General features: G+C 68.2%; 21 protein-coding genes. 14 read left to right on the forward strand and 7 right to left on the reverse strand.

Going from position 1 to position 22715, the window contains the following annotated elements:
- Positions 1 to 80 precede the first annotated feature (80 nt).
- The 3 genes from ACZ5CM_RS14065 to ACZ5CM_RS14075 all read right to left on the reverse strand — a co-directional run bounded on the left by ACZ5CM_RS14065 (position 81) and on the right by ACZ5CM_RS14075 (position 2630).
- Entirely contained in the window at positions 81 to 1388 is a 1308-nt protein-coding gene (locus ACZ5CM_RS14065; RefSeq protein WP_464639504.1) for an NAD(P)/FAD-dependent oxidoreductase, read from the reverse strand.
- 69 nt (positions 1389 to 1457) lie between these two features.
- Positions 1458 to 2087: a glutathione S-transferase family protein gene (locus ACZ5CM_RS14070; RefSeq protein ID WP_464639506.1), complete on the reverse strand. Its 630-nt coding sequence runs from the start codon at positions 2085 to 2087 to the stop codon at positions 1458 to 1460.
- Between the two features lie 57 nt (positions 2088 to 2144).
- Positions 2145 to 2630 carry a class I SAM-dependent methyltransferase gene (locus tag ACZ5CM_RS14075; RefSeq protein WP_464639508.1) on the reverse strand — a complete coding sequence of 162 codons (486 nt, stop codon included), beginning with the start codon at positions 2628 to 2630 and terminating at the stop codon, positions 2145 to 2147.
- 213 nt (positions 2631 to 2843) lie between these two features.
- On the opposite strand from ACZ5CM_RS14075, the gene ACZ5CM_RS14080 reads away from it, so the two are divergent.
- From ACZ5CM_RS14080 to rpe, 14 genes are all read left to right on the forward strand, one after another.
- The gene (locus tag ACZ5CM_RS14080) at positions 2844 to 4616 is read left to right on the forward strand and encodes an ABC transporter ATP-binding protein (protein ID WP_464639509.1); all 1773 of its coding nucleotides are present in this window, start codon (positions 2844 to 2846) and stop codon (positions 4614 to 4616) included.
- Complete coding sequence (locus tag ACZ5CM_RS14085; RefSeq protein ID WP_464639511.1) at positions 4609 to 6528, forward strand: ABC transporter substrate-binding protein; 1920 nt, start codon at positions 4609 to 4611, stop codon at positions 6526 to 6528. The genes ACZ5CM_RS14080 and ACZ5CM_RS14085 overlap by 8 nt, the downstream gene beginning before the upstream one ends.
- A gap of 27 nt (positions 6529 to 6555) precedes the next feature.
- On the forward strand, positions 6556 to 7584 hold the full coding sequence (locus ACZ5CM_RS14090) for an ABC transporter permease (RefSeq protein ID WP_464642624.1): 1029 nt from the start codon (positions 6556 to 6558) through the stop codon (positions 7582 to 7584).
- Positions 7581 to 8735 (forward strand): ABC transporter permease, encoded by a 1155-nt coding sequence (locus ACZ5CM_RS14095; protein WP_464639513.1) that lies wholly within the window; start codon positions 7581 to 7583, stop codon positions 8733 to 8735. Before ACZ5CM_RS14090 ends, ACZ5CM_RS14095 begins: the two co-directional genes overlap by 4 nt.
- A gap of 26 nt (positions 8736 to 8761) precedes the next feature.
- Positions 8762 to 9673: an EamA family transporter RarD gene (gene rarD, locus ACZ5CM_RS14100; protein WP_464639515.1), complete on the forward strand. Its 912-nt coding sequence runs from the start codon at positions 8762 to 8764 to the stop codon at positions 9671 to 9673.
- 138 nt (positions 9674 to 9811) lie between these two features.
- Positions 9812 to 11092, forward strand: coding sequence for a nucleotide sugar dehydrogenase (locus ACZ5CM_RS14105; protein ID WP_464639517.1), 1281 nt, complete (start codon positions 9812 to 9814; stop codon positions 11090 to 11092).
- 8 nt (positions 11093 to 11100) lie between these two features.
- Positions 11101 to 12324, forward strand: a complete 1224-nt coding sequence (locus ACZ5CM_RS14110) for a glycosyltransferase family protein (protein ID WP_464639519.1) — start codon at positions 11101 to 11103, stop codon at positions 12322 to 12324.
- On the forward strand, positions 12321 to 13571 hold the full coding sequence (locus tag ACZ5CM_RS14115; protein ID WP_464639521.1) for a glycosyltransferase family 4 protein: 1251 nt from the start codon (positions 12321 to 12323) through the stop codon (positions 13569 to 13571). Before ACZ5CM_RS14110 ends, ACZ5CM_RS14115 begins: the two co-directional genes overlap by 4 nt.
- Entirely contained in the window at positions 13568 to 14647 is a 1080-nt protein-coding gene (locus tag ACZ5CM_RS14120; RefSeq protein WP_464639523.1) for a glycosyltransferase family 4 protein, read from the forward strand. Before ACZ5CM_RS14115 ends, ACZ5CM_RS14120 begins: the two co-directional genes overlap by 4 nt.
- Positions 14644 to 15234 (forward strand): histidine phosphatase family protein, encoded by a 591-nt coding sequence (locus ACZ5CM_RS14125; protein WP_464639525.1) that lies wholly within the window; start codon positions 14644 to 14646, stop codon positions 15232 to 15234. Before ACZ5CM_RS14120 ends, ACZ5CM_RS14125 begins: the two co-directional genes overlap by 4 nt.
- Positions 15231 to 16367, forward strand: coding sequence for a glycosyltransferase family protein (locus ACZ5CM_RS14130; protein ID WP_464639527.1), 1137 nt, complete (start codon positions 15231 to 15233; stop codon positions 16365 to 16367). Before ACZ5CM_RS14125 ends, ACZ5CM_RS14130 begins: the two co-directional genes overlap by 4 nt.
- The gene (locus ACZ5CM_RS14135) at positions 16364 to 17140 is read left to right on the forward strand and encodes a polysaccharide deacetylase family protein (RefSeq protein WP_464639529.1); all 777 of its coding nucleotides are present in this window, start codon (positions 16364 to 16366) and stop codon (positions 17138 to 17140) included. The genes ACZ5CM_RS14130 and ACZ5CM_RS14135 overlap by 4 nt, the downstream gene beginning before the upstream one ends.
- Positions 17137 to 17613 (forward strand): class I SAM-dependent methyltransferase, encoded by a 477-nt coding sequence (locus tag ACZ5CM_RS14140; protein WP_464639530.1) that lies wholly within the window; start codon positions 17137 to 17139, stop codon positions 17611 to 17613. The genes ACZ5CM_RS14135 and ACZ5CM_RS14140 overlap by 4 nt, the downstream gene beginning before the upstream one ends.
- A 42-nt stretch (positions 17614 to 17655) precedes the next feature.
- On the forward strand, positions 17656 to 18354 hold the full coding sequence (rpe, locus tag ACZ5CM_RS14145) for a ribulose-phosphate 3-epimerase (protein WP_464639531.1): 699 nt from the start codon (positions 17656 to 17658) through the stop codon (positions 18352 to 18354).
- Between the two features lie 7 nt (positions 18355 to 18361).
- Here the strand turns inward: rpe and ACZ5CM_RS14150 are convergent, their stop codons facing one another.
- Genes ACZ5CM_RS14150 through ACZ5CM_RS14165 form a run of 4 tightly spaced genes read right to left on the reverse strand, consistent with a single transcriptional unit; the run spans position 18362 to position 22617 of the window.
- A complete protein-coding gene (locus ACZ5CM_RS14150) occupies positions 18362 to 19867 on the reverse strand; it encodes a class I adenylate-forming enzyme family protein (protein WP_464639533.1) in 1506 nt (501 codons plus the stop codon).
- The gene (locus ACZ5CM_RS14155) at positions 19864 to 20304 is read right to left on the reverse strand and encodes a PaaI family thioesterase (protein ID WP_464639535.1); all 441 of its coding nucleotides are present in this window, start codon (positions 20302 to 20304) and stop codon (positions 19864 to 19866) included. The genes ACZ5CM_RS14150 and ACZ5CM_RS14155 overlap by 4 nt, the downstream gene beginning before the upstream one ends.
- Complete coding sequence (locus ACZ5CM_RS14160) at positions 20285 to 21418, reverse strand: acyl-CoA dehydrogenase family protein (protein WP_464639537.1); 1134 nt, start codon at positions 21416 to 21418, stop codon at positions 20285 to 20287. The genes ACZ5CM_RS14155 and ACZ5CM_RS14160 overlap by 20 nt, the downstream gene beginning before the upstream one ends.
- Positions 21415 to 22617, reverse strand: a complete 1203-nt coding sequence (locus tag ACZ5CM_RS14165; RefSeq protein WP_464639539.1) for an acyl-CoA dehydrogenase family protein — start codon at positions 22615 to 22617, stop codon at positions 21415 to 21417. Before ACZ5CM_RS14165 ends, ACZ5CM_RS14160 begins: the two co-directional genes overlap by 4 nt.
- Between the last annotated feature and the right edge of the window lie 98 nt (positions 22618 to 22715).

Raw genomic sequence — 22715 nt, forward strand, 5'->3', positions numbered from 1 at the left:
TGGTCGAGGCGGCCGGTGCAGGACCGGGGGCCAGCCCCCGGACCCACGGGATATTTTCCGCCAGAAAAAGAGCCGGGAGGTCAGCCGAGGACGGAGAAGCTCGAATCCCTGTTGACCGGGCGCTTGCGCGAGTAGAAGCCTGCATCGATGGTCCGGCCGATATTGGGAAGCCGGAAGCGCAGCGGCGCGGTGTCGTGATCTGTCCCGCCCTCGCAATATTCGATCAGCTCGGCCATCAGGCGGCCGGCAAGCGGGGCATTCTTGAACTGGTTTCCGCTGGTGCCGCAGGCCATGTAGAAGCCGGGCAGCGCGGACTTGTCGTAGATCGGAATCCAGTCGGTCGAGGCGTCGTAGAGATCCACCACGCCGCGCATTTTCGACGGAATCCCCAGACTCGGCACGCGCTGTCCGTAACGCATCGCCTGGATCGTCCACTGGTCGGTGAAGTTGCGGTCAAAATGCACGTCGTCCTCAACCCACATGTGCGGATCGCAGGCGGGGTCCTCGCTGCCGATCAGGATGTGATTGCCACGTTCGGGCCGGCAGTAGCAGCCAATGTCGCTGTCGGAGACGATGGTGCCGTGGCGTTCGAAATCGAACCCTTCGGGGGCGGGAACATGCGCCACCTCCTGCCGCAGCGGGCGGGTTTCGATGGTCATGTCCCCGGTCACCCCGGCCAAGCGGTTGATGGCCGCCGATCCCGGCCCGGCCACATTCACCACCACCGGCGCGTGGATGACTTCGCCGGTCGCCAGCTTCACCCCCCGCGCCCGGCCGCCCGTTTGCAGAATCTCGGCGACCTCGGCCCGGCCGCGCAGCCGGGCGCCGTGCACCTGTGCGGCCTCCATCAGGTTCTGCGCCGCCAACGCCGGATCGGTGACATAGCCCGCCTGCGGCCAGAAAACCGCCGCCTCCAGACGGTCGCCATTGGGTTTGCCGAAATCCGGGTCGTCGGGGCGGCGGGGAGGGGCGAAACTTTTCAGAGAATAGATCGGCAGGCGGCGCCTTATCTGCGCCGCGTCCCATTCCTCGAACGGGCAGCCCAGCGCGGCGCTGAATTCCATGTGCCTTTCCATGAAATCATTGGCCGGAGTCTTCATCACCAGGCATCCGGTCTGGCGGAACCGCGCCAGTTCGGTGCCATCGGGCAGGCCGAGGTGGTCGCGCCAGTCGCGCCAGTGGTGCCAGGCCTCCCACGCGAAGGCGGTGCCGTCGAAGGTGGAGTAGTGCATGCGGATGATGGCGCAGCTGGCGGAGGTCGATCCGTGTCCGGCCTGCGCGTTGCGGTCAAGCGACAGGGTTTTCCACCCCTTCTTCGCCAGTTCGAAGGCGACGGCCGCGCCGATCACCCCGGTTCCGATGATGATGGCATCCGCCGTTTCAGCCATGGTTCCCTCTCGGCCCTGCATCCTGTTGGGCCGATGATGCGGCAGGGCGCGGCAGGGCGCAACCGCCCCTCAGGCCGCGGCGCTGGGGCGCGCCTTCACCGCCGCGTGCCAGCGCAGCGTGGCGGTGTTGCCCTCGGGGATCCTCCGTCTGATCACGCGGGCGAATTCGATCATCACGAAGGCGGTGATGTCGGGCAGGGTGAACCGGTCGCCAGCGAGGTATTCGCTTTGTCCCAGGCGCCTTTCCATCAGGTCGAAGAACAGGTCGATGCGGCGGAAGGCGCGCTCGGCCAGGTCCGGGATCTGTTCGAAATCTTCCGGGCCGGTGATGGCGCGACCCTTCATCGCCGGGTGCGAATTGCGAAAGGCCTCGGCGATGGGTTGCCCGCCCTGCTGTTCGACAATGGCATTCCAGTTGATCACCATCCCCCGTTCCTCGGCATCCCGGCCCAGCAGCGGCGGCTCCGGGTGCCGTTCCTCCAGATAGGCGGCAATGGCTACGTTCTCGGTCAGAACGTTGCCGGCCTCCGTGACGAGAACCGGAATGGTGCCCAAGGGGTTGACCTTCAGGAACGCGGGCGAAAGCTGTTCGCCCCTGATCATCGAGATCTCGCGGGTTTCGATTTGCAGCCCCTTTTCGGCGATGAACATCCGTGCGCGGCGCGGGTTGGGGGCGGTCGGGCAGTCGTAGAAGATCATGGTCGGTCCTCGGGTTGCGCGGTCCTGGGGCACGATAGCCCCGCCCGCACGCGCCGTTCAACGGCGATAGACGAAGCAGCGCCCCTCCACGGCACCTTCGGGGAGTGGCAGTTCCTCCAGCCCCTCGAAATACATCCGGTCGCTGGAAACCATCATCCCGCCCGGCGCCAGCATCGGTTCGATCAGCGGCGAGATCCTGCGCGCGAACTGGTCGTTCTTGGCGAGGTTGTGACCGCCCAGGTCGGCGTGAATCAGGCTGGCGGTCGGACCGAACCTCTCCAGCGCGCGGGGCAGCGTCTCGGTCACATCGCCGAGGATCGTGAATTCCGGCGGCGGAGTCGAATCGGGGTGCGAGGCGATCTTCCGTTCGAAAACATAGATGTCGCGGCCGGCGATTTTTTCGCGCAGGTGGTGATAGGTGCGCCCGTTGCCCAGCCCCAGTTCGAAAACCGGGCCGGGCAAGGCAGCCGTTTCGGCAATGGCAAAATCGAGGCAGGCGCGTTGCGACACCATGCGGTCGATGAAAACGTCCAGTCGGCTCAAGATGGAAACTCCCGTTCACGCCCCATCCGGGGCCCTCGCTCCGTCTTGCCAGAACCGTGGCCGGAAGTGTAGGCCGCAAGCCGATCAAATCCCCGCTTTCCCGTGATTAGGGGTTTGACGCGGCCCCGCCCGCCAAGCCAAGGTGGCCCGGCAAGACAGGGAGAAGCCAGACCCCCGATGCCGCGCAAGAAACCTGCCGGTGGTGCCGCCTGAATGGCCCCGCTGCTGACAGTCGAGAATCTGACCATCGCCTTTGGCGCCGCAGAGCCGGTCGTCGAGGATGTCGGCTTTTCCGTCGATCCCGGCGAAACCCTTGCGCTGGTGGGCGAATCGGGCTCCGGCAAGACGGTCACCTGCCGGGCCATCCTGCGCATCCTGCCCCGCTCGGCCCGGTACCGGTCGGGCCGGGTCGTGCTCAGGAACAGCGAAGGGACCCATGTGCTCTCGGATCTGAGCGAACGGCGGATGCGCCATGTGCGCGGCAACATGATCTCGATGATCTTCCAGGAGCCGATGCGGTCGCTGTCGCCGCTGCACCGGATCGGCAACCAGGTGTCCGAGGTTCTGTGGCTGCATCGCGGCATGTCCGAGCGCGCGGCCAAACGCGTGGTTCTGGAAACCTTCGAGCGCGTGGGCTTTCCCGATCCGGAACGCACCTACAGATCCTATCCGTTCGAGCTCTCGGGCGGGATGCGCCAGCGGGCGATGATCGCCATGGCGATGGTGGCCAAGCCCGACCTGCTGATCGCCGATGAACCCACCACGGCACTGGACGTGACCACGCAGGCGCTGGTGCTGGGCCTGATGAAGGAGCTTCAGCGCGAAACCGGCATGGCGATGATCCTCGTCACGCATGATCTCGGGGTCGTCGCCAACATGGCCGAAAAGGTGGTGGTCATGTACAGGGGCCGGGTCATGGAATCGGGCGCCGCCGAGCCGATGCTGCGCGCGCCCGCCCATCCCTACACGCGGCAGCTGTTCGATGCCGCCCCGTCGATCCCCGACGCGACCGACGAATCCCCCCCGCTGCCCGGCGAGGATCTGATCCTGCAACTGAAGAACATTGCCAAGACCTACACCCTTCGGGCCAGGGCGCCGTGGAAGCCCGCCACGCTGATCCGGGCCTGCCGGGGCGTGGATCTCGACCTGCCGCGCGGCAAGACGCTGGCCATCGTCGGCGAAAGCGGCTCGGGCAAGACGACGGTGGCCCGGATCGCGCTGGCGGCCGAGCCGCCCGATCCGGGCGGCGAAATCCTGTTCCGCCCGACCCCGCAAAGCGACCCCGTGGCCGTGCACGAGATGAACCGCGCCGCCCGCATCGCCTTTCAGCGCGAGGCGCAGATGGTGTTCCAGGATCCCTATTCTTCGCTCAGCCCGAGGATGCGCATCGAGGACGCGCTTACCGAACCGCTGGACATCCACGACATCGGAACCCGGGCCGAACGCCGGGAACGGGCCGCGGCAAAGCTGAAGGAGGTGGGGCTGAGCCCCGACATGCTCAAGCGCTACCCGCACGCCTTCTCCGGCGGCCAGCGCCAGCGGCTGTCGATCGCCCGGGCGCTGATGCTGGAGCCGTCGCTTCTGGTCTGCGACGAACCCACATCGGCGCTGGACGTGAGCGTGCAGGACCAGATCCTGACGCTGCTGGAGGACATCCGCGACCGGATGAACCTGAGCTATCTGTTCATCAGCCACGATCTGGCGGTTGTGGCGCGCATCGCCGACGAGGTGGCGGTGATGCGGCAGGGGCTGATCGTCGAACAGGCCCCGCCCGAAACCCTGTTCCACGATCCGCGGCACCCCTACACGAAGGCGCTGATCGCCGCGCAGCCGACGCCCGATATCGATCGGCCCATCGATCTCGAACTGGTTTCGCTTGGCGCCGGCGCGCCGGACAGCTGGGACGAGGCCTTTCGTTTCACCGACACCGTGATACCCTCGCTCGTGGAAATTCAACCGGGTCACAAGGTGCGATGCCATGCCTGAAAACCGCAGAACGTTTCTTCGCTCGCTTGCCGCCCTGACCGGCCTGGCGCTGCTGCCGGCCACCCCGGCACCGGCCGCGCGCGACATGCAGGAAACCACGTTCTGGCAGGCCAGGGTGGCCGCAGGCGAGATGCCCCCCGTCTCCGAGCGCATCCCCCGCGAGCCCCTGATCGTCGATCTCGAAGCCAAGGGCCGCAGCTTTGGCAAGCAGGGCGGCACGTTGCGGACGATGATCACCCGCAGCAAGGACATCCGTCAGATGGTCGTTTACGGCTATGCGCGGCTGGTCGGCTACAACGCGGACTACAAGCTCGTGCCGGATATCCTCAAGGCGGTGGAAATTGACGGGGACCGGGTCTTCACCCTGCGCCTGCGCAAGGGGCACAAGTGGTCTGACGGGGCACCGTTCACCTCGGAAGATTTCCGCTACTGGTGGGAGGACGTGGCCAACAACGACCAGATCAGCCCGTCGGGCCCGCCCGATTTCCTGCGCGTGGACGGGAAACTGCCGAAGGTCAGCTTTCCCGACGAAACCACGGTCATCTATGCCTGGGACAGGCCGAACCCGAACTTCCTGCAATCGCTCGCCCAGGCCCGTCCGCCCTTCATCTATCGCCCGGCGCACTACCTGCGGCAGTTCCACGAAAAATATGCCGAGCCCACGGCGCTGGCGGCGGCGGTGGACAAGGCGCGGGTGAAAAGCTGGGCCGCGCTGCACAACAAGCGCGACAACATGTACAAGTTCGACAACCCCGACCTTCCGACCCTGCAGCCCTGGGTCAACGCCACCGCGGGCAAGAGGATCCGGCACAGGTTCGTGCGCAACCCCTATTTCCACAGGATCGACGCGCGGGGCGTGCAGCTTCCCTATATCGACGTGGTCGAGATGGAAATCGTCGCCCCCGGCCTGGTCGCGGCCAAGGCAAACGCGGGCGAGACCGACTTGCAGGGCCGCGGGCTGGATTTCCGCAACATCTCGATCCTGCGCAAGGGCGAAGCGGAGGGCGGCAACTACCGGACGCTGCTGTGGAAGACCGCCGTTGCCTCGCAGGTGGCGATCTATCCGAACCTCAACTACATCGATCCGGTCTGGCGCAAGGTCCTGCGCGACGTGCGGGTGCGCCGGGCGCTGTCGCTGGCCATCAACCGCGACGCCATCAACCGGGCGCTCTATTTCAAGCTGGCCAAGCCGGGCGCCATGACCGTCCTGCCGCAAAGCCCGTTCTTCGACCCGAAACTGCGGGAAGCCTGGGCCGCCCATGACGTGGAGCAGGCCAACCGGCTGCTGGACGAGGCCGGGCTCACCGGGCGCACCTCCGACGGCTACCGGACGCTGCCCGACGGGCGCAAGATGGAGATCGTGATCGAAACCGCCGGCGAGCGCCAGGAGGTCGAGAACGCCCTTCAGATCATCACCGACAACTGGCGCGATATCGGCGTGCGGCTGGTGATGCGCCCGCTTGACCGCGACATCCTGCGCAACCGGGTCTTTGCCGGCACCTCGATGGCATCGGTCTGGTACGGCTGGGACAACGGCATACCCCAGCCCTACACCTCGCCCGCCTATCTGGCGCCGACCGATCAGGTGTTCCTGTCCTGGCCGAAATGGGGGCAGTACTACCAGACCAACGGCGCCGCGGGCGAACCGCCCGACCTGGCGCCGGCGCAGCGGCTGCTGGACCTGCTGCACCGGTGGGAGCGGGCCACCTCGGACGAGGAACGCGCGGCCGTATGGCGCGAAATGCTGCAGATCCATGCCGAACAGGTCTATGCCATCGGCACACTGGCCGAGGCGCCGCAGCCGATCGTGGTCAACAAGCGGCTGCGCAACGTGCCGGAAAAGGCCCTGTGGGCATGGGATCCGGGGGCGCATTTCGGCGTGCACCGGATGGACGAGTTCTGGTTCGACTGACCTGAACGCCGACAGGAGGCACGCGTGATGGAAATCCTGCGCTATACGATCTACCGCTTCGGCACGATGCTGCTGACGCTGCTGGTCGTGTCGGTGCTGATCTTCATCATCATCAACCTGCCGCCCGGCGACTACCTGTCCAACCAGATCGCCGAGCTGAAGGCCTCGGGGCAGTCGGCGGGGGTGGCCAAGGCCGAGTTCCTGCGCCGCGAATACGCGCTCGACCGGCCGCTGTGGGAACAGTACATGATCTGGATGGGCTTCATGCCGGGGCCGAACGGGTTCTCGGGGCTGATCCAGGGCGATTACGGCTGGTCCTTCGAATTCGACCGACCCGTCGCCGAGATCGTCGGTGACAGCCTGTGGCTGACCGTCCTGGTCAATTTCGCCGCCGTGATGTTCGTCTATGCCGCGGCGCTGCCGCTGGGGGTGCTGGCGGCGGCGAAGTCGCGCACATGGATCGACTACATCACCGCCCTGATCGGCTATCTGGGGCTGGCCACGCCCAACTTCCTGCTGGCGCTGATCATGTTCTATTACGGGCACAAGTATTTCGACCTGCCCATCGGCGGCCTGATGGACCCGACCTTCGAAGGCCAGCCGATGAGCTGGGACAAGCTCCAGTCGATCCTGCTGCACCTGATCGTGCCGACCTTCGTGATCGGCACCTCGGGCGCCTCGGCCATGCAGCAGCGGCTGCGCGCCAACATGCTGGACGAGCTGGGCAAACCCTATGTGGAAACCGCCATCGCGAAAGGTCTCTCGCCGGCCCGGATGCTGATGAAATACCCGCTGCGCGTGGCCTTCAACCCGTTCGTCGCCGATATCGGCAACCTGTTGCCCAGCATGGTCTCGGGCTCGGTTCTGGTGTCGGTCGTGCTGGGGCTGCAGACCATCGGCCCGACCCTGCTGACCGCGCTCAAGACCCAGGACCAGTTCCTTGCGGGGTTCGTGCTGATGTTCGTGGCGCTGCTGACGCTGGTCGGCACGATGATTTCCGACATCCTGCTGGTGATGCTCGACCCGCGCATCCGCTACGAGGGACGCGAGGCATGACGCGTCTCCCCGACGGCCGCTATGTGGACGATGCGCCCTATGATGCCCGGGCCGGCCTCCAGATGCCCGAGCGGCGCGATCTGGATGCGCCCAACTGGCTGCTGATCTGGCGCAAGTTCCGCAAGCACCGGCTGGGGCTGATATCGGGCATCTTCCTGCTGACCGCCTATCTGCTGCTGCCCTTTGCCGGCTTCTTCGCGCCCTACACCGCCAACGAACGCGACGAGGAACGCCTTTACGCCCCCCCGCAGGCGATCAACTGGTGGTACGAGGGGAAATTCATCGGCCCCTTCGTCTATCCGACCACCGCCGAGGCCGACCTGGAGACCTTCCAGTGGGTGTTCAAGCCCGACACCTCGCGGCCGATGAAGCTGGAATTCTTCTGCCGCCGCGGCAGCTACAAGCTGGCCGGCCTGTTCGAGACCGATCTGCACCTGTTCTGCGCCCCCGAAGGCGCCACCATCTTTCTGCTCGGCTCGGACCGGCTGGGCCGCGACGTGTTCAGCCGCATCCTCTACGGCGCGCAGCTGTCGCTGACCGTGGGCCTGATCGGAATCGCGGTGTCGTTCTCGCTGGGCATCCTGCTGGGCAGCATGGCGGGCTATTTCGGCGGCTGGATCGACTGGGTCATCAACCGCGCGATCGAGATATTGCGATCCCTGCCCGAACTGCCGCTGTGGCTGGCGCTCAGCGCAGCGGTGCCGTCGAACTGGGGGCCGGTGGCGGTGTTTTTCATCATCTCGATCATCCTCGGAATCCTCGACTGGCCGGGGCTGGCGCGATCGGTGCGGGCCAAGTTCCTGTCCCTGCGCGAAGAGGAATACGTCCGCGCCGCCGAGATGATGGGGGCCAGCTCGGGCCGGGTGATCCGCAAGCACCTGCTGCCCAATTTCATGTCGCACCTGATCGCCAGCGCCACGCTGTCGATCCCGGCGATGATCCTCGGGGAAACCGCACTCTCCTTCCTCGGGCTGGGGCTCAGGGCGCCGGCGGTCAGCTGGGGGGTGATGCTGAACGACGCGCAGAATCTGGCCTCGATCGAGATCTATCCGTGGACGGCGATTCCGATGATTCCGATCATCGTGGTCGTTCTGGCCTTCAACTTCCTCGGCGACGGGCTTAGGGATTCTCTGGATCCCTACGACCACTGACGCGGCACCCGCCGCCGGAGCATTTCATGAACCTCGAAAACCGGGACACGCCCCGCGGCTTCGCCTTTGCGCTTTCGGCCTATCTGATGTGGGGCATCCTGCCGATCTACATGAAGGCGATTTCGCACATCCCCCCGGTCGAGATCATCGCCCACCGGGTGGTGTGGTCAGTGCCCATCGCGGGGGCGGTGCTTGTGATCCTGCGGCGTGTGCAGGACATTGCCGCCGCCTTCCGTTCGCCGCGCGTGCTGGCCATGGGGGCGGTTACGGCGACGCTGATCACGGTCAACTGGGGCACCTATGTCTGGGCCATCGCCAACGAAAGAACCGTCGAGGCGGCGCTGGGCTACTACATCAACCCGCTGTTCAGCGTCATGTTGGGAGCAATCCTGCTGCGAGAGCGGCTGACGCGGCTGCAGATCGCCGCCATCGCACTGGCCGCGGCCGCCGTCGCCATCCTGACCTGGGACACCGGGCGGCTGCCGATGGTGGCCCTGATCCTGACCGGAAGCTGGGGATTCTATGCCTATTTCAAGAAATCCCTGCCCATCGGACCGAATCAGGGCTTCCTGCTGGAGGTGCTGCTGCTCAGCCCGCCGGCGCTGGCCTACATGATCTGGCTCGGGGTGAGCGGGCAGGGACACTTCCTTGCCGGCAATGCGCTCGACACCTGGCTGCTGCTGGGCTGCGGGGTCATCACCGCCGCACCGCTTCTGGTCTATGCCAACGGGGCCAAGCTGCTGCGGCTGTCCACCATCGGCATCATGCAGTACATCGCGCCCACCATGATCTTCCTGATCGCGGTCTTCGTGTTCGGAGAACCGCTCGGGCGCTCCCGCATGATCGCCTTTCCGATGATCTGGGCGGCGCTGGTCCTTTACTCGATCCCGATGCTGCAACAGGCCCGCCGCGCCCGCGCCGAACGGCGGGCGGGATGATCCGGCCGGGTTTCGCCGGCAATAGGCACAAGGTACGGGGCACGGGGCTGCGGCCCCGCGCCGGGAAATTCGTGTTTTCAAATCCGCCGGGTTTGACTAACACGGGACGAGGCCGCAGGGGGCGGGACTGATCGGAACATGGCAAATCTGAACGGATCGGAAAGGATCGCCGTCCTCGGCCTGGGCTATGTCGGCCTGCCGCTGGCGCTGGCCCTGTCGCGGGCGGGCTTCGACACGGTGGGCTTCGACACCGACCCGGCGCATGTCGCGGCCCTGCGCGCGGGGCGCGACCGCAACGGTGAAATCGCCGAAGCGTCGCTGCGCGACAGCAAGGCCCGCTTTACCAGCGACCCCGCCGACCTGGCCGGCTCCACCGCCTTCATCGTCGCGGTGCCGACCCCGATCACCGATGCCAAGGCGCCCGATCTGGGCCCGCTGCGCGGCGCCTGCGCGACGATTGCGCCGCATCTGCGCCCCGGCGCGCTGGTTATCGTCGAATCCACGGTCTATCCCGGCGTCACCGAAGAGATCTGCGCCCCCGCGCTTGCCGAAGCCAGCGGGCTGCGCGCCTTCGAGGATTTCAAGCTGGCCTATTCGCCCGAGCGCGTGAATCCGGGCGATGCGGAACATTCCCTGGAAAGCGTGGTGAAGATCATCTCGGCCCAGGACGAGGAAACGCTGGACCGGGTCGAGGCCATCTATGCCCCCGTGGTCAGGGCCGGGCTGCACCGGGCCGGCTCGATCGCCACGGCCGAGGCCGCCAAGGTGATCGAGAACACCCAGCGGGATCTCAACATCGCGCTGGTCAACGAGTTCGCGCTGATCTTCTCGCGGTTGGGGCTGGACACGCTGGAGGTGCTTGAGGCGGCCGGAACCAAGTGGAACTTCCTTCCCTTCCGCCCCGGGCTTGTCGGCGGCCACTGCATCGGGGTGGATCCCTACTATCTGACATGGCGGGCCGAGCAGCTGGGCTATCACCCCGAGGTGATCCTCGCCGGGCGGCGGATCAACGACAACATGGGCCGGCATGTCACGCAGGAGCTGATCAAGGCGATGCTGGCACGCGGCATCAACCCGGCCGGGGCACGGGTTCTGGTCATGGGCTTCGCCTTCAAGGAGAACTGTGCCGACACCCGGAACACGCGGGTTGCCGACATCCTGTCCGAGCTGGCCGCCTACTCGGTGCAGGCGGACGTGCATGACCCCTGGATCGACCCCGAGGCCGTGCAGGCGGAATACGCGATCTCGCCGGTGAAGAGCCCCCGCCCCGGAACATATGACGCCATCGTGGTCGCGGTTGCGCATCGGAAGTTCGTCGAAATGGGCAGTGCGGCCATTCGGGCGTTGGGAAAACCGGGCGCGGTTCTGTATGATATCAAGGGCGTTTTCGGCAAGTCGGGCGCCGACCTCAGGCTTTAGGCGGGATCATGGACGGGACGACAGGCAGGGGAAGGGCCCATGGCGGCAAGCGGACGCCGCGTATCATGCTCTACAGCCACGACACCTTCGGCCTGGGCCACCTGCGCCGTTCGCGGGCCTTGGCCTCGGCAATCACGCGGGCTGATCCGTCCGCCTCGGCACTGATCCTGACCGGCTCGCCCATCGCCGGGCGGTTCACCTTTCCGCCGCGCGTCGATCACGTCCGGCTGCCGGGCGTGACCAAGCTCAGCGACGGCACCTATGCCTCGCGCACCATCGGCATGGATATCGACGAAGTCACCGACCTGCGCGCCGGGCTGATCCGGGCGACGGCGGAACGGTTCGAACCAGATATCCTGATCGTGGACAAGGAGCCCACGGGCTTTCGCGGCGAACTTCTGCCGACGCTGGACGACCTGATGCGGCGCGGAAGGACGCGAATCGTCCTCGGCCTGCGCGACGTGCTGGACGAACCCGGCGTCCTTGCCTCGGAATGGGCGCGCAAGGGCGCCGACCGTGCCACCGAAACCTATTACGACGAAATCTGGATCTACGGTGTCCGCTCGGTCTATGATCCGATATCCGGTCTGGATCTCGGCCCCGATGTCAGGGCGCGCATGCACTGGACCGGCTATCTGCGACGCGAGCTTGCCTCGCTCAACGCCCCGCCAGGACGGCCCTACATCCTTGTCACGCCCGGCGGAGGCGGAGATGGCGCGGCGCTGGTCGATCTGGTCCTGACCGCCTATGAGCGCGACCCGACCCTCTCGCCCCGCGCCATCATCGTCTATGGCCCGTTCCTGTCCGGCGACACGCGCGCCGAATTCGAAACCCGCGTCAAGCGGCTGGGCGGACGGGTCACGGCGACCGGCTTCGATTCCGAGATCGAAACGCTTTACGCCGGCGCCTCCGGGGTTGTCTGCATGGGCGGCTACAACACCTTCTGCGAGGTGCTTTCCTTCGACAAGCGGGCGGTCATCGTGCCGCGCACGGTGCCGCGGCTGGAGCAGTGGATCCGCGCCAGCCGCGCCGAGGAACTGGGGCTGGTCAGGATGCTGGACGAGAACCGCGACGGGCTGACCCCCGAGGCCATGATCGGCGCCATCCGCGACCTGCCGTCGCAACCGCTGCCCTCGGAATCCATCGGCACCGGCCTGCTGGACGGGCTCGACTGCGTGACGGCACGGATCGAGTCGCTCCTGTCCGGGCTTGCAAGACAGGCTGCCGAATGACCGGAAATTCCCCGCCGCTCGCGGTATTGGTGAAGGGCTGGCCGCGGCTTTCGGAAACCTTCATCGCGCAGGAACTGGTGGCGCTGGAGGCACGCGGGCACCGATTCGAGATCTGGTCGCTGCGCCGCCCCACCGACATCAAGCGCCACCCGCTGCACGACCGGCTGGCCGCGCCGGTGCGCTATCTGCCGGAGTATCTCCACGAAGAGTCTGACCGCGTCTGGCGCGCCCGGGCAGCCGCACGCGCCCTGCCCGGCTATGCCGAAGCCCGGGCCGCGTGGCGCGCCGACCTGCGCCGCGACCCCTCCACCAACCGCATTCGCCGCTTTGGCCAGGCCTGCGTTCTGGCCGCCGAACTGCCCGCCGGCACGCGGGCGCTCTATGCTCATTTCCTGCACACGCCGTCCTCGGTCGCCCGCTATGCCGCGATCATGCGCGGCCTGCCCTGGGCCTTCTCGGCCCATGCCAAGGACATCTGGACCTCGCCCGAATGGGAAAAGCGCGAAAAGCTCTCGGCAGCGACCCACGGCGCGACGTTCGGGACGACCTGCACCGCATACGGGGCCCGGCACCTGCGCAAACTCGCCGACGATCCGGCGCGCATCGAGCTGATCTATCACGGGCTGGACCTGTCGCGCTTTCCCGAGCCGCCCGCGCGCGCCCCGCGCCGTCCCGATGCGCCGCTGCGCCTGCTGTCGGTGGGGCGGCTGGTCGAGAAGAAGGGGTTCGACCGGCTGATCGAGGCGCTGACCCTTCTGCCGGCCGGTCTCGACTGGCGCTGGACCCATATCGGCGGCGGGCCGCTGGCGGACAAGCTGGCCACGCAGGCCGAAGCCGCCGGGCTGTCGGCCCGCATCGACTGGCGCGGCCCGAGCGATCAGCCCGAGGTGATCGCCGCCATGCGCGCGGCGGACCTGTTCGTCCTGCCCAGCCGCATCGCCGGCGACGGAGACCGCGACGGGCTGCCCAACGTGCTGATGGAGGCAGCCTCGCAGAAGCTGCCGATCATCTCCACGACCGTCGCCGCAATCCCCGAATTCATCACCCACGACCGCCACGGGCTGCTGACCGACGGCACGCCCGCCGCGCTGGCCGAGGCCATCGCCGCGCTGACCACCGATCCCGCCCGCGCCACCAGGCTGGCCGGGGCCGCGCATGAGTGCCTGCGCGCCGAATTCGGAATGGATTCCGGCATCGCGCGCCTGTCCGACCGCCTGGCGCACCTCGTCATGGATCGCGCCGCATGACCCGGCTGGCCTTCTACGCGCCGATGAAATCCCCCCGCAGCCCGATCCCCTCTGGCGACCGGGAAATGGCCCGCAACCTGATGGCGGCGCTCGAAGCCGGCGGCGCAGCAGTCGATCTGGTGTCCGAGCTGGGCGTCCATGACAAGACCGGCGACCCGGACCGCCAGGCCGAAGCCCGGCGCGCGGCACAAGGCGAAATCGCCCGCCTGAGCCGCGAATTGCGGGACGCAAGGCCCGCGCTCTGGGTGACCTATCACAACTACTACAAGGCCCCGGACCTGATCGGCCCCGAGATGAGCCGGATACTGGGCATTCCCTATGTGCAGATCGAATCCACCCGCGCGCGCAAGCGCCTGACCGGCCCCTGGGCACGGTTTGCCGAGGCCGCCGAAGCAGCCTGCGACGCGGCGCGGGTGATCTTCTACCTGACCTCGCACGATCTGATCACGATCAAGCGCCACCGGACCGAGGGCCAGCGGCTGGTGCGCCTGCGCCCCTTCCTGCCGGTCGAGACCCTGCCGCCTCCGTCCTCCTGCGACGGCCCGATGCTGGCGGCGGGCATGATGCGGCCGGGCGACAAGCTGGCCTCGTACCGGATCATCGCCGAAACCCTGGCCCATCTGCGCGGCAACTGGCGGCTGGACATCGCCGGAGACGGCCCGGCGCGGGCGCAGGTCGAGGCCCTGATGGCCCCCTTTGCCGGGCGCGTGAGGTTCCTGGGCCAGCTGGACCGCGCCGCGCTGGACCGCGCCTATACCCGCGCTTCGCTGCTGCTGTGGCCCGGCGCCGGCGAAGCCTTCGGCATGGTCTATCTGGAGGCCCAGGCCGCCGGGCTGCCGGTGGTGGCCCAGAACCGCCCCGGCGTGCGCGACGTGGTACTGCCCGGCGGGCACCCCGGGCCGCGCGAGGGGGCGGCGGCGCTGGCGGCGCGGGTGCAGGAGATGCTGGACAATCCCAGCCTGCGGCGCAAGACCGGCGCCGCGGCGCGGGACATGGTGGCGCGGAAACACCTGATCGGCGCCGCCACGCGCAGATTTTGGAAAACCGTGACACCGTTGCTGGAGACCGCCCCATGATCCGCCTTGCCCTGCTGCGCCACGGCCATACCGAATGGAACCGCGCCGGCCGCATCCAGGGGCGCAGCGACACCGCGCTGGACGCGCAGGCGCGGGCGGATCTTTCCCGGCTGCGCCTGCCGGACCCGTGGGACCGGGCCGAGCTGTGGTCCAGCCCGCTCTCCCGCGCGCGAGAGACCGCCCGGCTGGTCGCCGGCCGCGACCCGCGCACCGCGCCGGAACTGACCGAAATGAACTGGGGACGGTGGGAAGGACGCCGCGGCGCCGATCTTCTGGCCGAGCCGGGCAGCGGCTTTCGCCATGTCGAGGACTGGGGCTGGGACTGGCGCCCGCCGGGCGGCGAAAGCCCCGCCGATCTGTGGGCAAGGCTGCGGGGCTGGCTGGAGCGGCTTGACCGCGACGCGGTGGCGGTGTGCCATATCGGTGTCATGCGGGTTCTGCTGGCGCGCGCCCATGGCTGGAACTTCGACGGCCCCGCCCCGTTCCGCATCAAGCGCAACCGCCTTTACATCCTGCGGGCCGAGGGCGACCGGCTGTCCGCCGAACCCGAACTGCTCCGGCTGCGGCCGCGAAAGGACGCCCCGTGAAGATGATGATCGCAGTCACCCATCTGCTTGGCACCGGCCATCTGAGCCGGGCGCTGACGCTTGGCCGGGCCTTTGCCGAGGCCGGGCACCGGGTGCTGCTGGCCTCGGGGGGGATGCCCGCGCCTCATCTTGCCACGCATGGGGTGCCCCTTCTGCAACTGCCGCCGCTGCGGTCGGACGGGACCGACTTTTCCCGCCTGCTCGACGCTACCGGGGCACAGGCCGACGCCCGCCTGTTCGCCGCCCGGCGCGATACGCTGTGCAGCGCGATCAGGGATTTTGCCCCCGATGCGCTCATCACCGAACTGTTCCCGTTCGGCCGCCGAGCGCTGAGCGGGGAATTTCTCGCCCTGCTCGATGCGGCGCGGGACCTGCCCCGCCGCCCGCGTCTGCTGTCCTCGATCCGCGATATCCTCGCGCCCCCGTCGCGGCCCGAGAAAGCCGCCCGCACCGAGCAGATCGTGCTCGAACGCTATGATGCGGTGCTGGTTCATTCCGACCCGCGCATGACGCCGCTTGCAGTCAGCTGGCCGGTCACCGATCGGCTGGAGGGTCGGTTGCGCTACACCGGCTATGTGGCCCCGCCGCCGGCCGAACCGCACCCGCAGCGGGCAGGCGAAGACGAAATCCTCGTCAGCGCGGGTGGCGGCGCGGTGGGGCTGCCGATCTTCCGTGCGGCGATCGGGGCGGCCCGCCTGATGCCCGGCCGGCGCTGGCGCCTGCTGATCGGCGGCGGGCGCGCGCGGCTGGCCGAGATTCACGCCATGGCGCCCCCCGAAAACGTCGTCATCGAACCCGCCCGGCCCGATTTCCGGCAGATGCTGCACCATGCCGCGGCTTCGGTCAGCATGTGCGGCTACAATACCGCGCTCGACCTGCTTCAGGCCGGCACCCCGGCAGTGCTGATCCCCTTCGACGACGGCAACGAGGTCGAACAGGGCCTGCGGGCCCGAAGTCTGGCCACCCTGCAGGGCTTCGACGTGCTGCCCAGCGCCGAGCTGACCGGCGAAGCCCTCTCGGCGGCGGTGGCGCGGGTCATCGGCGAAGGCCGCAGGAGCGGGACGGGACCGGCATTCGACGGCGCGGCCCGGACCGTGGCCATCACCCGCGAGATGGTGGAGGCACACGGATGAGACCGGACTGGAGCCCGCTGACACGCGAACTGGACCGCTGGCGCGCCGAGGGGCTGGAACTGCCGCTGTGGTGGCGTGACGACGATACGGTGGCACCCACGCCGCAGCTGGAGAGGCTCGCCGCGCTGGCCGAACGGCTGGAGATGCCGGTGCACCTGGCGGTGATCCCCGAGCGGGCCGAAGCGACGCTTGGCCGCGTGGTCGCGGACGATCCGCGCCTCATCCCGTTGGTTCACGGATGGGCCCATGAAAACCACGCACCGAAGGGCGAAAGGAAATCCGAATTCGGCCCCCACCGCCCGACCGGAACGATGCTGGCGGAAACCGCGCAGGGACTGGCGCGCCTCAAGGCGCTTTTCGGCGCCCAGCTGCGCCCGGTCTTCGTGCCACCGTGGAACCGGGTTGCACCCACGCTTATGCCCGGGCTGGCGGCACAGGGTTACGCGGCCGTCTCGACCTTCACGCCGCGCGCGCAGCGGGAAGCCGCGGCAGGGCTGGCATGCATCAATACCCATCTCGACCCCATCGCGTGGAAGACCACGCGCCGGCTGGCCGAGCCGGAGACGCTGGTGGCGCAGCTTGCGCAGCAGCTTGCCGCGCGGCGCACGGGGCGGGCCGACAACGCCGAACCTTACGGCCTTCTCACCCATCACCTTGTCCACGACGACGAGATCTGGGATTTCGTCGAGGCGCTGCTGGTCCGCCTGCTGGACGGACCGGCCCGGCGCTGGCGCTTCCCGGCGCCGACCAACGGAAAGGACGAAAGCTCATGAGCCGACTTGATTCCATGCTGCGCAGACTCGCCGCGCAGCGCGACGGGCTGAACTGGGCCGCCGAGCGCATCGCCGGGATGGAAGGCGACGTGGTCGATCTGGGGCTTGGCAACGGGCGCACTTACGATCACCTGCGCGAAATCCTGCCCGACCGCCGCATCTGGGTCATCGACCGGGTGCTGCAATGCCACCCTTCCTGCATTCCGCCCGAGACCGATTTTCTCCAGGGCGAGGCCGAGCCGATGCTGGAGGAGCTGGCCCGGCGGGGTGCGCGCATCGCGCTGGCCCATTACGATTTCGGCTTCGGCATCAAGGAAGAGGACGTGGCCGAAGCCGCCCGCCTCAGCCCGCTGATCGCGCGGGTGATGGTGCCCGGCGGCTATCTCGTCTCGGGGCAGCCGCTGGTCGGCTTCCGCCTGATCCCGGGCCCGGATACGATCGCGCCCGACCGCTACCTGTTCTACCGGGCCTGACCGCACCCGCCCGCAACCTTCGACATCCAGGGAGACACCGAAATGACCATCGACCGTTCCATCAAGATCGCGCCGTCGATCCTGTCGGCGGATTTTGCCGATTTCGGCCACGAGATCCGGGCCATCGAGGCGCAGGGTGCCGACTGGGTGCATGTGGACGTGATGGACGGCCACTTCGTGCCCAACCTCACCTTCGGCCCGCCGGCGGTGAAGGCGTTCCGCCCGCATGTGAAGACCTTCATGGACGTGCATCTGATGATCGCGCCGGTGGACCCCTGGATCGAGGCCTATGCGCAGGCCGGCGCCGACATGCTCACCGCCCATGTGGAGGCCGGGCCGCACATCCACCGCACGCTCCAGGCGATCCGCGCGGCCGGCATGAAGGCCGGCGTGGCGCTCAACCCCGCCACCCCGGCCGCGGCGGTCGAGCACGTGCTGGACATCTGCGACATGGTGCTGGTGATGACCGTGAACCCCGGCTTCGGCGGGCAGAGCTTCATCGACATGACCGAGAAGGTGCGCCGGCTGCGGGCGATGATCGGCGAGCGCCCGGTCCATATCCAGATCGACGGCGGCGTGACGCCGCAGACCGCACCGCTGGTGGCGGCGGCCGGTGCCGACGTGCTGGTGGCCGGCTCGGCCGTGTTCCGGGGCGGATCGGCCGACAACCCCGCCCCCTATGGCGAAAACATCCGCGCAATCCGCCGCGCCGCCGAGGCCGCCACGGGCCGCATGGCCTGATCCCGGCTCAGCGCAACCGGTCGGCGAAGGCGTCCACGAGCTTGTGCTTGAGGATCTTGCCGGTCGGCGCGGCCGGCAGGCGCGTGGCCACCACGATCCGGGCCGGGCGCTTGTAGCCGGCAAGACGCCGGGCGGCGAAGGCGCGCAGTTCCTCTTCCCCCGGCATGTCGCCGGGCAGAGCCTGAACGAAGGCCAGAACCTCCTCGTCGCCCCCCTTCCGGCGCCCCACCACCGCGCACTGCACCACCTTGGGGTGTTCGTTCAGCGCTGCCTCGACCTCGGGCGGATAGACGTTGAAGCCGCCATGGATGATGAGTTCCTTGCTCCGCCCTAGGATGTGCAGATGCCCGCGCCCGTCGATCCGCCCCAGATCGCCGGTGCGGAACCAGCCGTCGCGGTCCAGCACCCGCGCGGTCTCTTCGGGGTTGCGGTAGTAGCCCTTCATCACATGTGGTCCACGGGTCAGAACCTCGCCCGTGCCGGCGCCGCCGCCCGGAACCGACTCGTCGATACGCAGCTCGGCCCCCGGCAGCGGCGGGCCGGTCGAGATGTCCGGGTCGCCGATCCGGTTGCGGGTGACGCAGATGCCGGCGGTGGTCTCTGTCAGGCCGTAGCCGTTCTGCATGGCCACGCCATAGAACGCCTCGGCCCGGCGCTTCCAGTCGGGATCCAGCGGCGCGGCACCCGAGGAGACATAACGCAGACGCCCGCCCTGCAGCCTCTCGACGCCGCGTTCACGGGCGAGGGCCATCAGCTGCGCGTGCATCTGCGGCACCGCCGAGAACACCGTCACCCCCTCGTGCAGAATATCGTAAAGCCGCGCCACGCCGAAGCGCGGCTCGAGCCGGACATGGGCGCCGGCCGAGATCCCGGCGGTGAGGACCGACGCCAGCCCGAACACATGGGTCAGCGGCAGTACGCCGCAAATATCGTCGCGTTCCGCCAGCCCGCGGACCTGCGCCGAAACCGGCGCGGCATGGCACAGGTTGGCATGGGTCAGCATCACCCCCTTCGGCGTGCCGGTGGTGCCGGTGGTGTAGAGCAGCACGGCGACATCGTCATCCGCTTCCGGCGGCGCCGAGGGGCAGGGCGTGGCCATGTGCATCTGCCCGAAGGCGCCTGCCAGCGGCCGCGCACCCAGGCGCCGGGCATGGGCGCGCGCATCGGGCGATACGGCAGTGGTAAGGAGCGCCACCGCCGGTTGCGCGTGCGCGAGGATCCGGGACATCTCGGGCCCGGTCAGCCGGGCATTGACCGGCACCGCCCATGCCCCGATACGCGAGCAGGCAAACAGCGCCGCGACCGTGGCAGCGCAGTTTTCCGACAGCATCAGTACCCGGTCGCCGGGCCGGGCCCCGGCCCGTTTCAGCCTGTCGGCCAGATCGTCCACGGCTGCGCCCAGTTCGGCATAGGTCCAGCGCGTTCCGGTCGTGTCGCTCACTGCAGGGGCGTCGGGCCGCACCACCACCTGGCGGTCGAGAAAACCGTGCCAGCGCGCCCCGCCCCCGGTCATGGCCGCGCCTGCCCCCGAACCCGCCGGAACACGCCGCTGGCGGTGGCCAGAAGCCGGCCGTCCTCATGCCGCAACTCAGCCTCGGCATGGGCAAGGGTGCGGCCGCCGCCGCTGACCCGGCCCGTCGCCACCACCCGGCCAGCGTCGGCCGAAGCGACATAGTGGATGTTCAGCGACACGGTCACCAGTTGCGGCGCCTCTCCGTCCGGTTCGTCCCCCGCCCAGTGCCGGGCGGCAGCAAAGCCCGCCGCAGCATCCAGCAGCATGGCAACGATGCCCCCGTGCAGGCTGCCGACCCTGTTGATGTGACGCGCATCCAGATCCAGCGTGACCCGGGCGCCGCCATCGGGTGTGGCCATGTCCACGACATAGCCCACCATCTCCTGCGCGCCGCTGTCGATGGGCCGCGCGCCCTCTTCAGGCAGCCGAGAGTTCAATGAATCGCTCCAGGTGCCAGTCGGTGTCGCCGAAACGGTGATCGGCCATGATGATGCGCCGGGCGAAATGGGCCAGGTCGTATTCCTGCGTCATACCGATGCCGCCATGCATCTGGATCGCCTCCTCGGCCACCAGCCGCCCGGCGCGCCCGATCAGGTTGCGCGCGGCCGAGATCTGCCGGTCGCGTTCATCGGCGGGCGCATCGAGATGACCCGCCGCGTTGATGACAGCCGACCGGGCCTGCTCAAGCTCGATCAGAATATCGGCAAAGCGGTGCTGAAGCGCCTGGAAACTGCCGATGGGCCGGCCGAACTGGTGGCGGGTCAGCAGGTATTCGCGGGTCAGCTCCACAGCGGTTTCCATCGCCCCCAGCGTCTCGGCCGCAAGCGCCACATTGGCCCGCGCCAGAGCCGCGCGCAGCGCCTCGAACCCCGCCCCCGGCGCGCCCAGCCGGGCCGCGGCCGGAACCCGCACCTCCTCCAGCGTCACTTCGGCCGCGCGCCCGCCCGAGATCAGCGGATAGCCGCGCAGCGTCAGCCCCCTGGACCCGGGCGGCACCAGGAAGAGCGAAATGCCGCCCGGGTCGTCCACCGCGCCGCTTTCGCGGGCGGAGACGATCAGGTGCCCGGCAGCTTCGGCATTCACCACCACCGCCTTGGCACCCGTCAGCACCACCGCATCGCCTGTCGCGGTAGCGGTGGTGGCCACGCGTTCCATGTCATAACGGCTGCCCGGTTCGTAATGGGCCAGCGCCAGCTGCAGGCGGCCGCCGATCACCTCGGCCAGCAGCGTCCGCTGCCGCTCGTCGCCCAGCGCGGCCAGCAGACTGCCGCCAAGAACCGCCGTGTCGAGGAAGGGTGCGACCACGCCGGCGCGGCCCAGCTCTTCGAACACCACCGCGATGTCGAAGCCCTCGCCGCCATAGCCGCCCTGCGCTTCGGAAAACAGCGCGCCGATCACGCCCAGATCGGCCAGGGAGGACCAGATTTCGGCTCTCATGCCCTCGGGGGCAGCCATGATCGCATTGCGGGTGGCGCTGTCGTAGCGGTCCGACAGGAAGCGGCGCAGCGTATCCTGCAGCATCCGGCGTTCTTCGGTCAACTCGAAGTTCATCGGCCCCCTCCCAGTTTCACCTTGGCGATGATGTTGCGCTGGATCTCGTTGGAACCGCCGAAGATCGACAGCTTGCGGTTGTTGAAATACTGCGCCGCCACCGGGCCGGCATCTTCGGGGCCGATGGGCGGCTCGTTGACGCCCTCAAGCCCCTCGGAGGGGAAGGGCAGCGCGTAGGGACCGGCGGCGCGGCGGGCGAGGTCGTTGATTTCCTGCCGGATCACCGTGCCCTTGATCTTGAGCATCGAGCTTTCCACCCCCGGCGCCTGCCCGGCGGCGGCCTGGCTGACGATGCGCAGATTGGTGGTCGCCATCGCCATCAGGTCGATTTCCACCTGCGCCAGGCGGGCCGCGAAATGGGGGTTCTCGATCAGCGGCCGCCCCTTGTGCATCTCGGCCCGCGCCATGCGCCGCACCATCGCCAGCCCGGCGCGACTGAACCCCACCCCGCTGATGCCGGTACGTTCATGCGTCAGCAGGTATTTGGCATATGTCCAGCCCCTGTTCTCTTCCCCGACAAGGTTCTCCACCGGCACCTTCACATTGTCGAAGAAGACCTCGTTCACCTCGTGCGAGCCGTCCAGCAGGATGATCGGACGCACCTCGATCCCCGGGCTGTCCATGTCGATCAGCAGGAACGAGATCCCCTCCTGCGGCTTGGCCGCCTCGGGATCGGTGCGCACGAGGCAGAAGATCCGGTTGGCGTAATGGCCCAGCGTGGTCCAGGTCTTCTGCCCGTTGACGATGTAGTGATCCCCCTCGCGCACGGCGCGGGTCTTGAGGCTGGCAAGGTCCGATCCCGCCCCGGGTTCCGAATAGCCCTGACACCACCAGTCCTGCCCCGAAAGGATCCGCGGCAGATAGTATTCGCATTGCGCGCGCGAGCCGTATTTCATCAGCACCGGCCCCAGCATGGTCAGGCCGAAGGGCACCACGCGCGGCGCATCGGCCATGGCGCATTCTTCCTCGAAGATGTGGCGCTGCACCGCGCTCCATTCGCAGCCGCCCCATTCCTTCGGCCATGAGGGCGCCAGCCAGCCGCGGGCGTTCAGCGCCGCGTGCCAGCCCTCCATGTCGGCCTTCGTCAGCTGCCCGTGGCCGCGCACCCTGGCGCGGATGTCATCGGTCAGGGTTTCATCCAGAAAGGCCCGCACCTCATCGCGGAAGGCCTGCTCCTCGGGCGTCCAGTTCAGATCCATGCGCGTCCTCCTCCTCGAACCGCCCGGCGGAGCCTTCTGCGGCGGCCCGCCCGCCGGCCGGCCCCCGCCCCCGCATCGGGCCGGGCACTGCCCTGTCC

Source organism: Piezobacter thermophilus (genome assembly GCF_055386745.1).

What these genes read in the sequence shown, in the direction of transcription:
- ACZ5CM_RS14070 (WP_464639506.1), bottom strand. Translation starts at nt 2,087, where the DNA reads ATGATCTTCTACGACTGCCCGACCGCCCCCAACCCGCGCCGCGCACGG.
- ACZ5CM_RS14085 (WP_464639511.1), top strand. Translation starts at nt 4,609, where the DNA reads ATGCCTGAAAACCGCAGAACGTTTCTTCGCTCGCTTGCCGCCCTGACC.
- ACZ5CM_RS14110 (WP_464639519.1), top strand. Translation starts at nt 11,101, where the DNA reads ATGGACGGGACGACAGGCAGGGGAAGGGCCCATGGCGGCAAGCGGACG.
- ACZ5CM_RS14135 (WP_464639529.1), top strand. Translation starts at nt 16,364, where the DNA reads ATGAGACCGGACTGGAGCCCGCTGACACGCGAACTGGACCGCTGGCGC.
- ACZ5CM_RS14065 (WP_464639504.1), bottom strand. Translation starts at nt 1,388, where the DNA reads ATGGCTGAAACGGCGGATGCCATCATCATCGGAACCGGGGTGATCGGC.
- ACZ5CM_RS14165 (WP_464639539.1), bottom strand. Translation starts at nt 22,617, where the DNA reads ATGGATCTGAACTGGACGCCCGAGGAGCAGGCCTTCCGCGATGAGGTG.
- rpe (WP_464639531.1), top strand. Translation starts at nt 17,656, where the DNA reads ATGACCATCGACCGTTCCATCAAGATCGCGCCGTCGATCCTGTCGGCG.
- ACZ5CM_RS14095 (WP_464639513.1), top strand. Translation starts at nt 7,581, where the DNA reads ATGACGCGTCTCCCCGACGGCCGCTATGTGGACGATGCGCCCTATGAT.
- ACZ5CM_RS14140 (WP_464639530.1), top strand. Translation starts at nt 17,137, where the DNA reads ATGAGCCGACTTGATTCCATGCTGCGCAGACTCGCCGCGCAGCGCGAC.
- ACZ5CM_RS14120 (WP_464639523.1), top strand. Translation starts at nt 13,568, where the DNA reads ATGACCCGGCTGGCCTTCTACGCGCCGATGAAATCCCCCCGCAGCCCG.
- ACZ5CM_RS14160 (WP_464639537.1), bottom strand. Translation starts at nt 21,418, where the DNA reads ATGAACTTCGAGTTGACCGAAGAACGCCGGATGCTGCAGGATACGCTG.
- ACZ5CM_RS14115 (WP_464639521.1), top strand. Translation starts at nt 12,321, where the DNA reads ATGACCGGAAATTCCCCGCCGCTCGCGGTATTGGTGAAGGGCTGGCCG.
- ACZ5CM_RS14080 (WP_464639509.1), top strand. Translation starts at nt 2,844, where the DNA reads ATGGCCCCGCTGCTGACAGTCGAGAATCTGACCATCGCCTTTGGCGCC.
- ACZ5CM_RS14150 (WP_464639533.1), bottom strand. Translation starts at nt 19,867, where the DNA reads ATGACCGGGGGCGGGGCGCGCTGGCACGGTTTTCTCGACCGCCAGGTG.
- rarD (WP_464639515.1), top strand. Translation starts at nt 8,762, where the DNA reads ATGAACCTCGAAAACCGGGACACGCCCCGCGGCTTCGCCTTTGCGCTT.
- ACZ5CM_RS14125 (WP_464639525.1), top strand. Translation starts at nt 14,644, where the DNA reads ATGATCCGCCTTGCCCTGCTGCGCCACGGCCATACCGAATGGAACCGC.
- ACZ5CM_RS14105 (WP_464639517.1), top strand. Translation starts at nt 9,812, where the DNA reads ATGGCAAATCTGAACGGATCGGAAAGGATCGCCGTCCTCGGCCTGGGC.
- ACZ5CM_RS14090 (WP_464642624.1), top strand. Translation starts at nt 6,556, where the DNA reads ATGGAAATCCTGCGCTATACGATCTACCGCTTCGGCACGATGCTGCTG.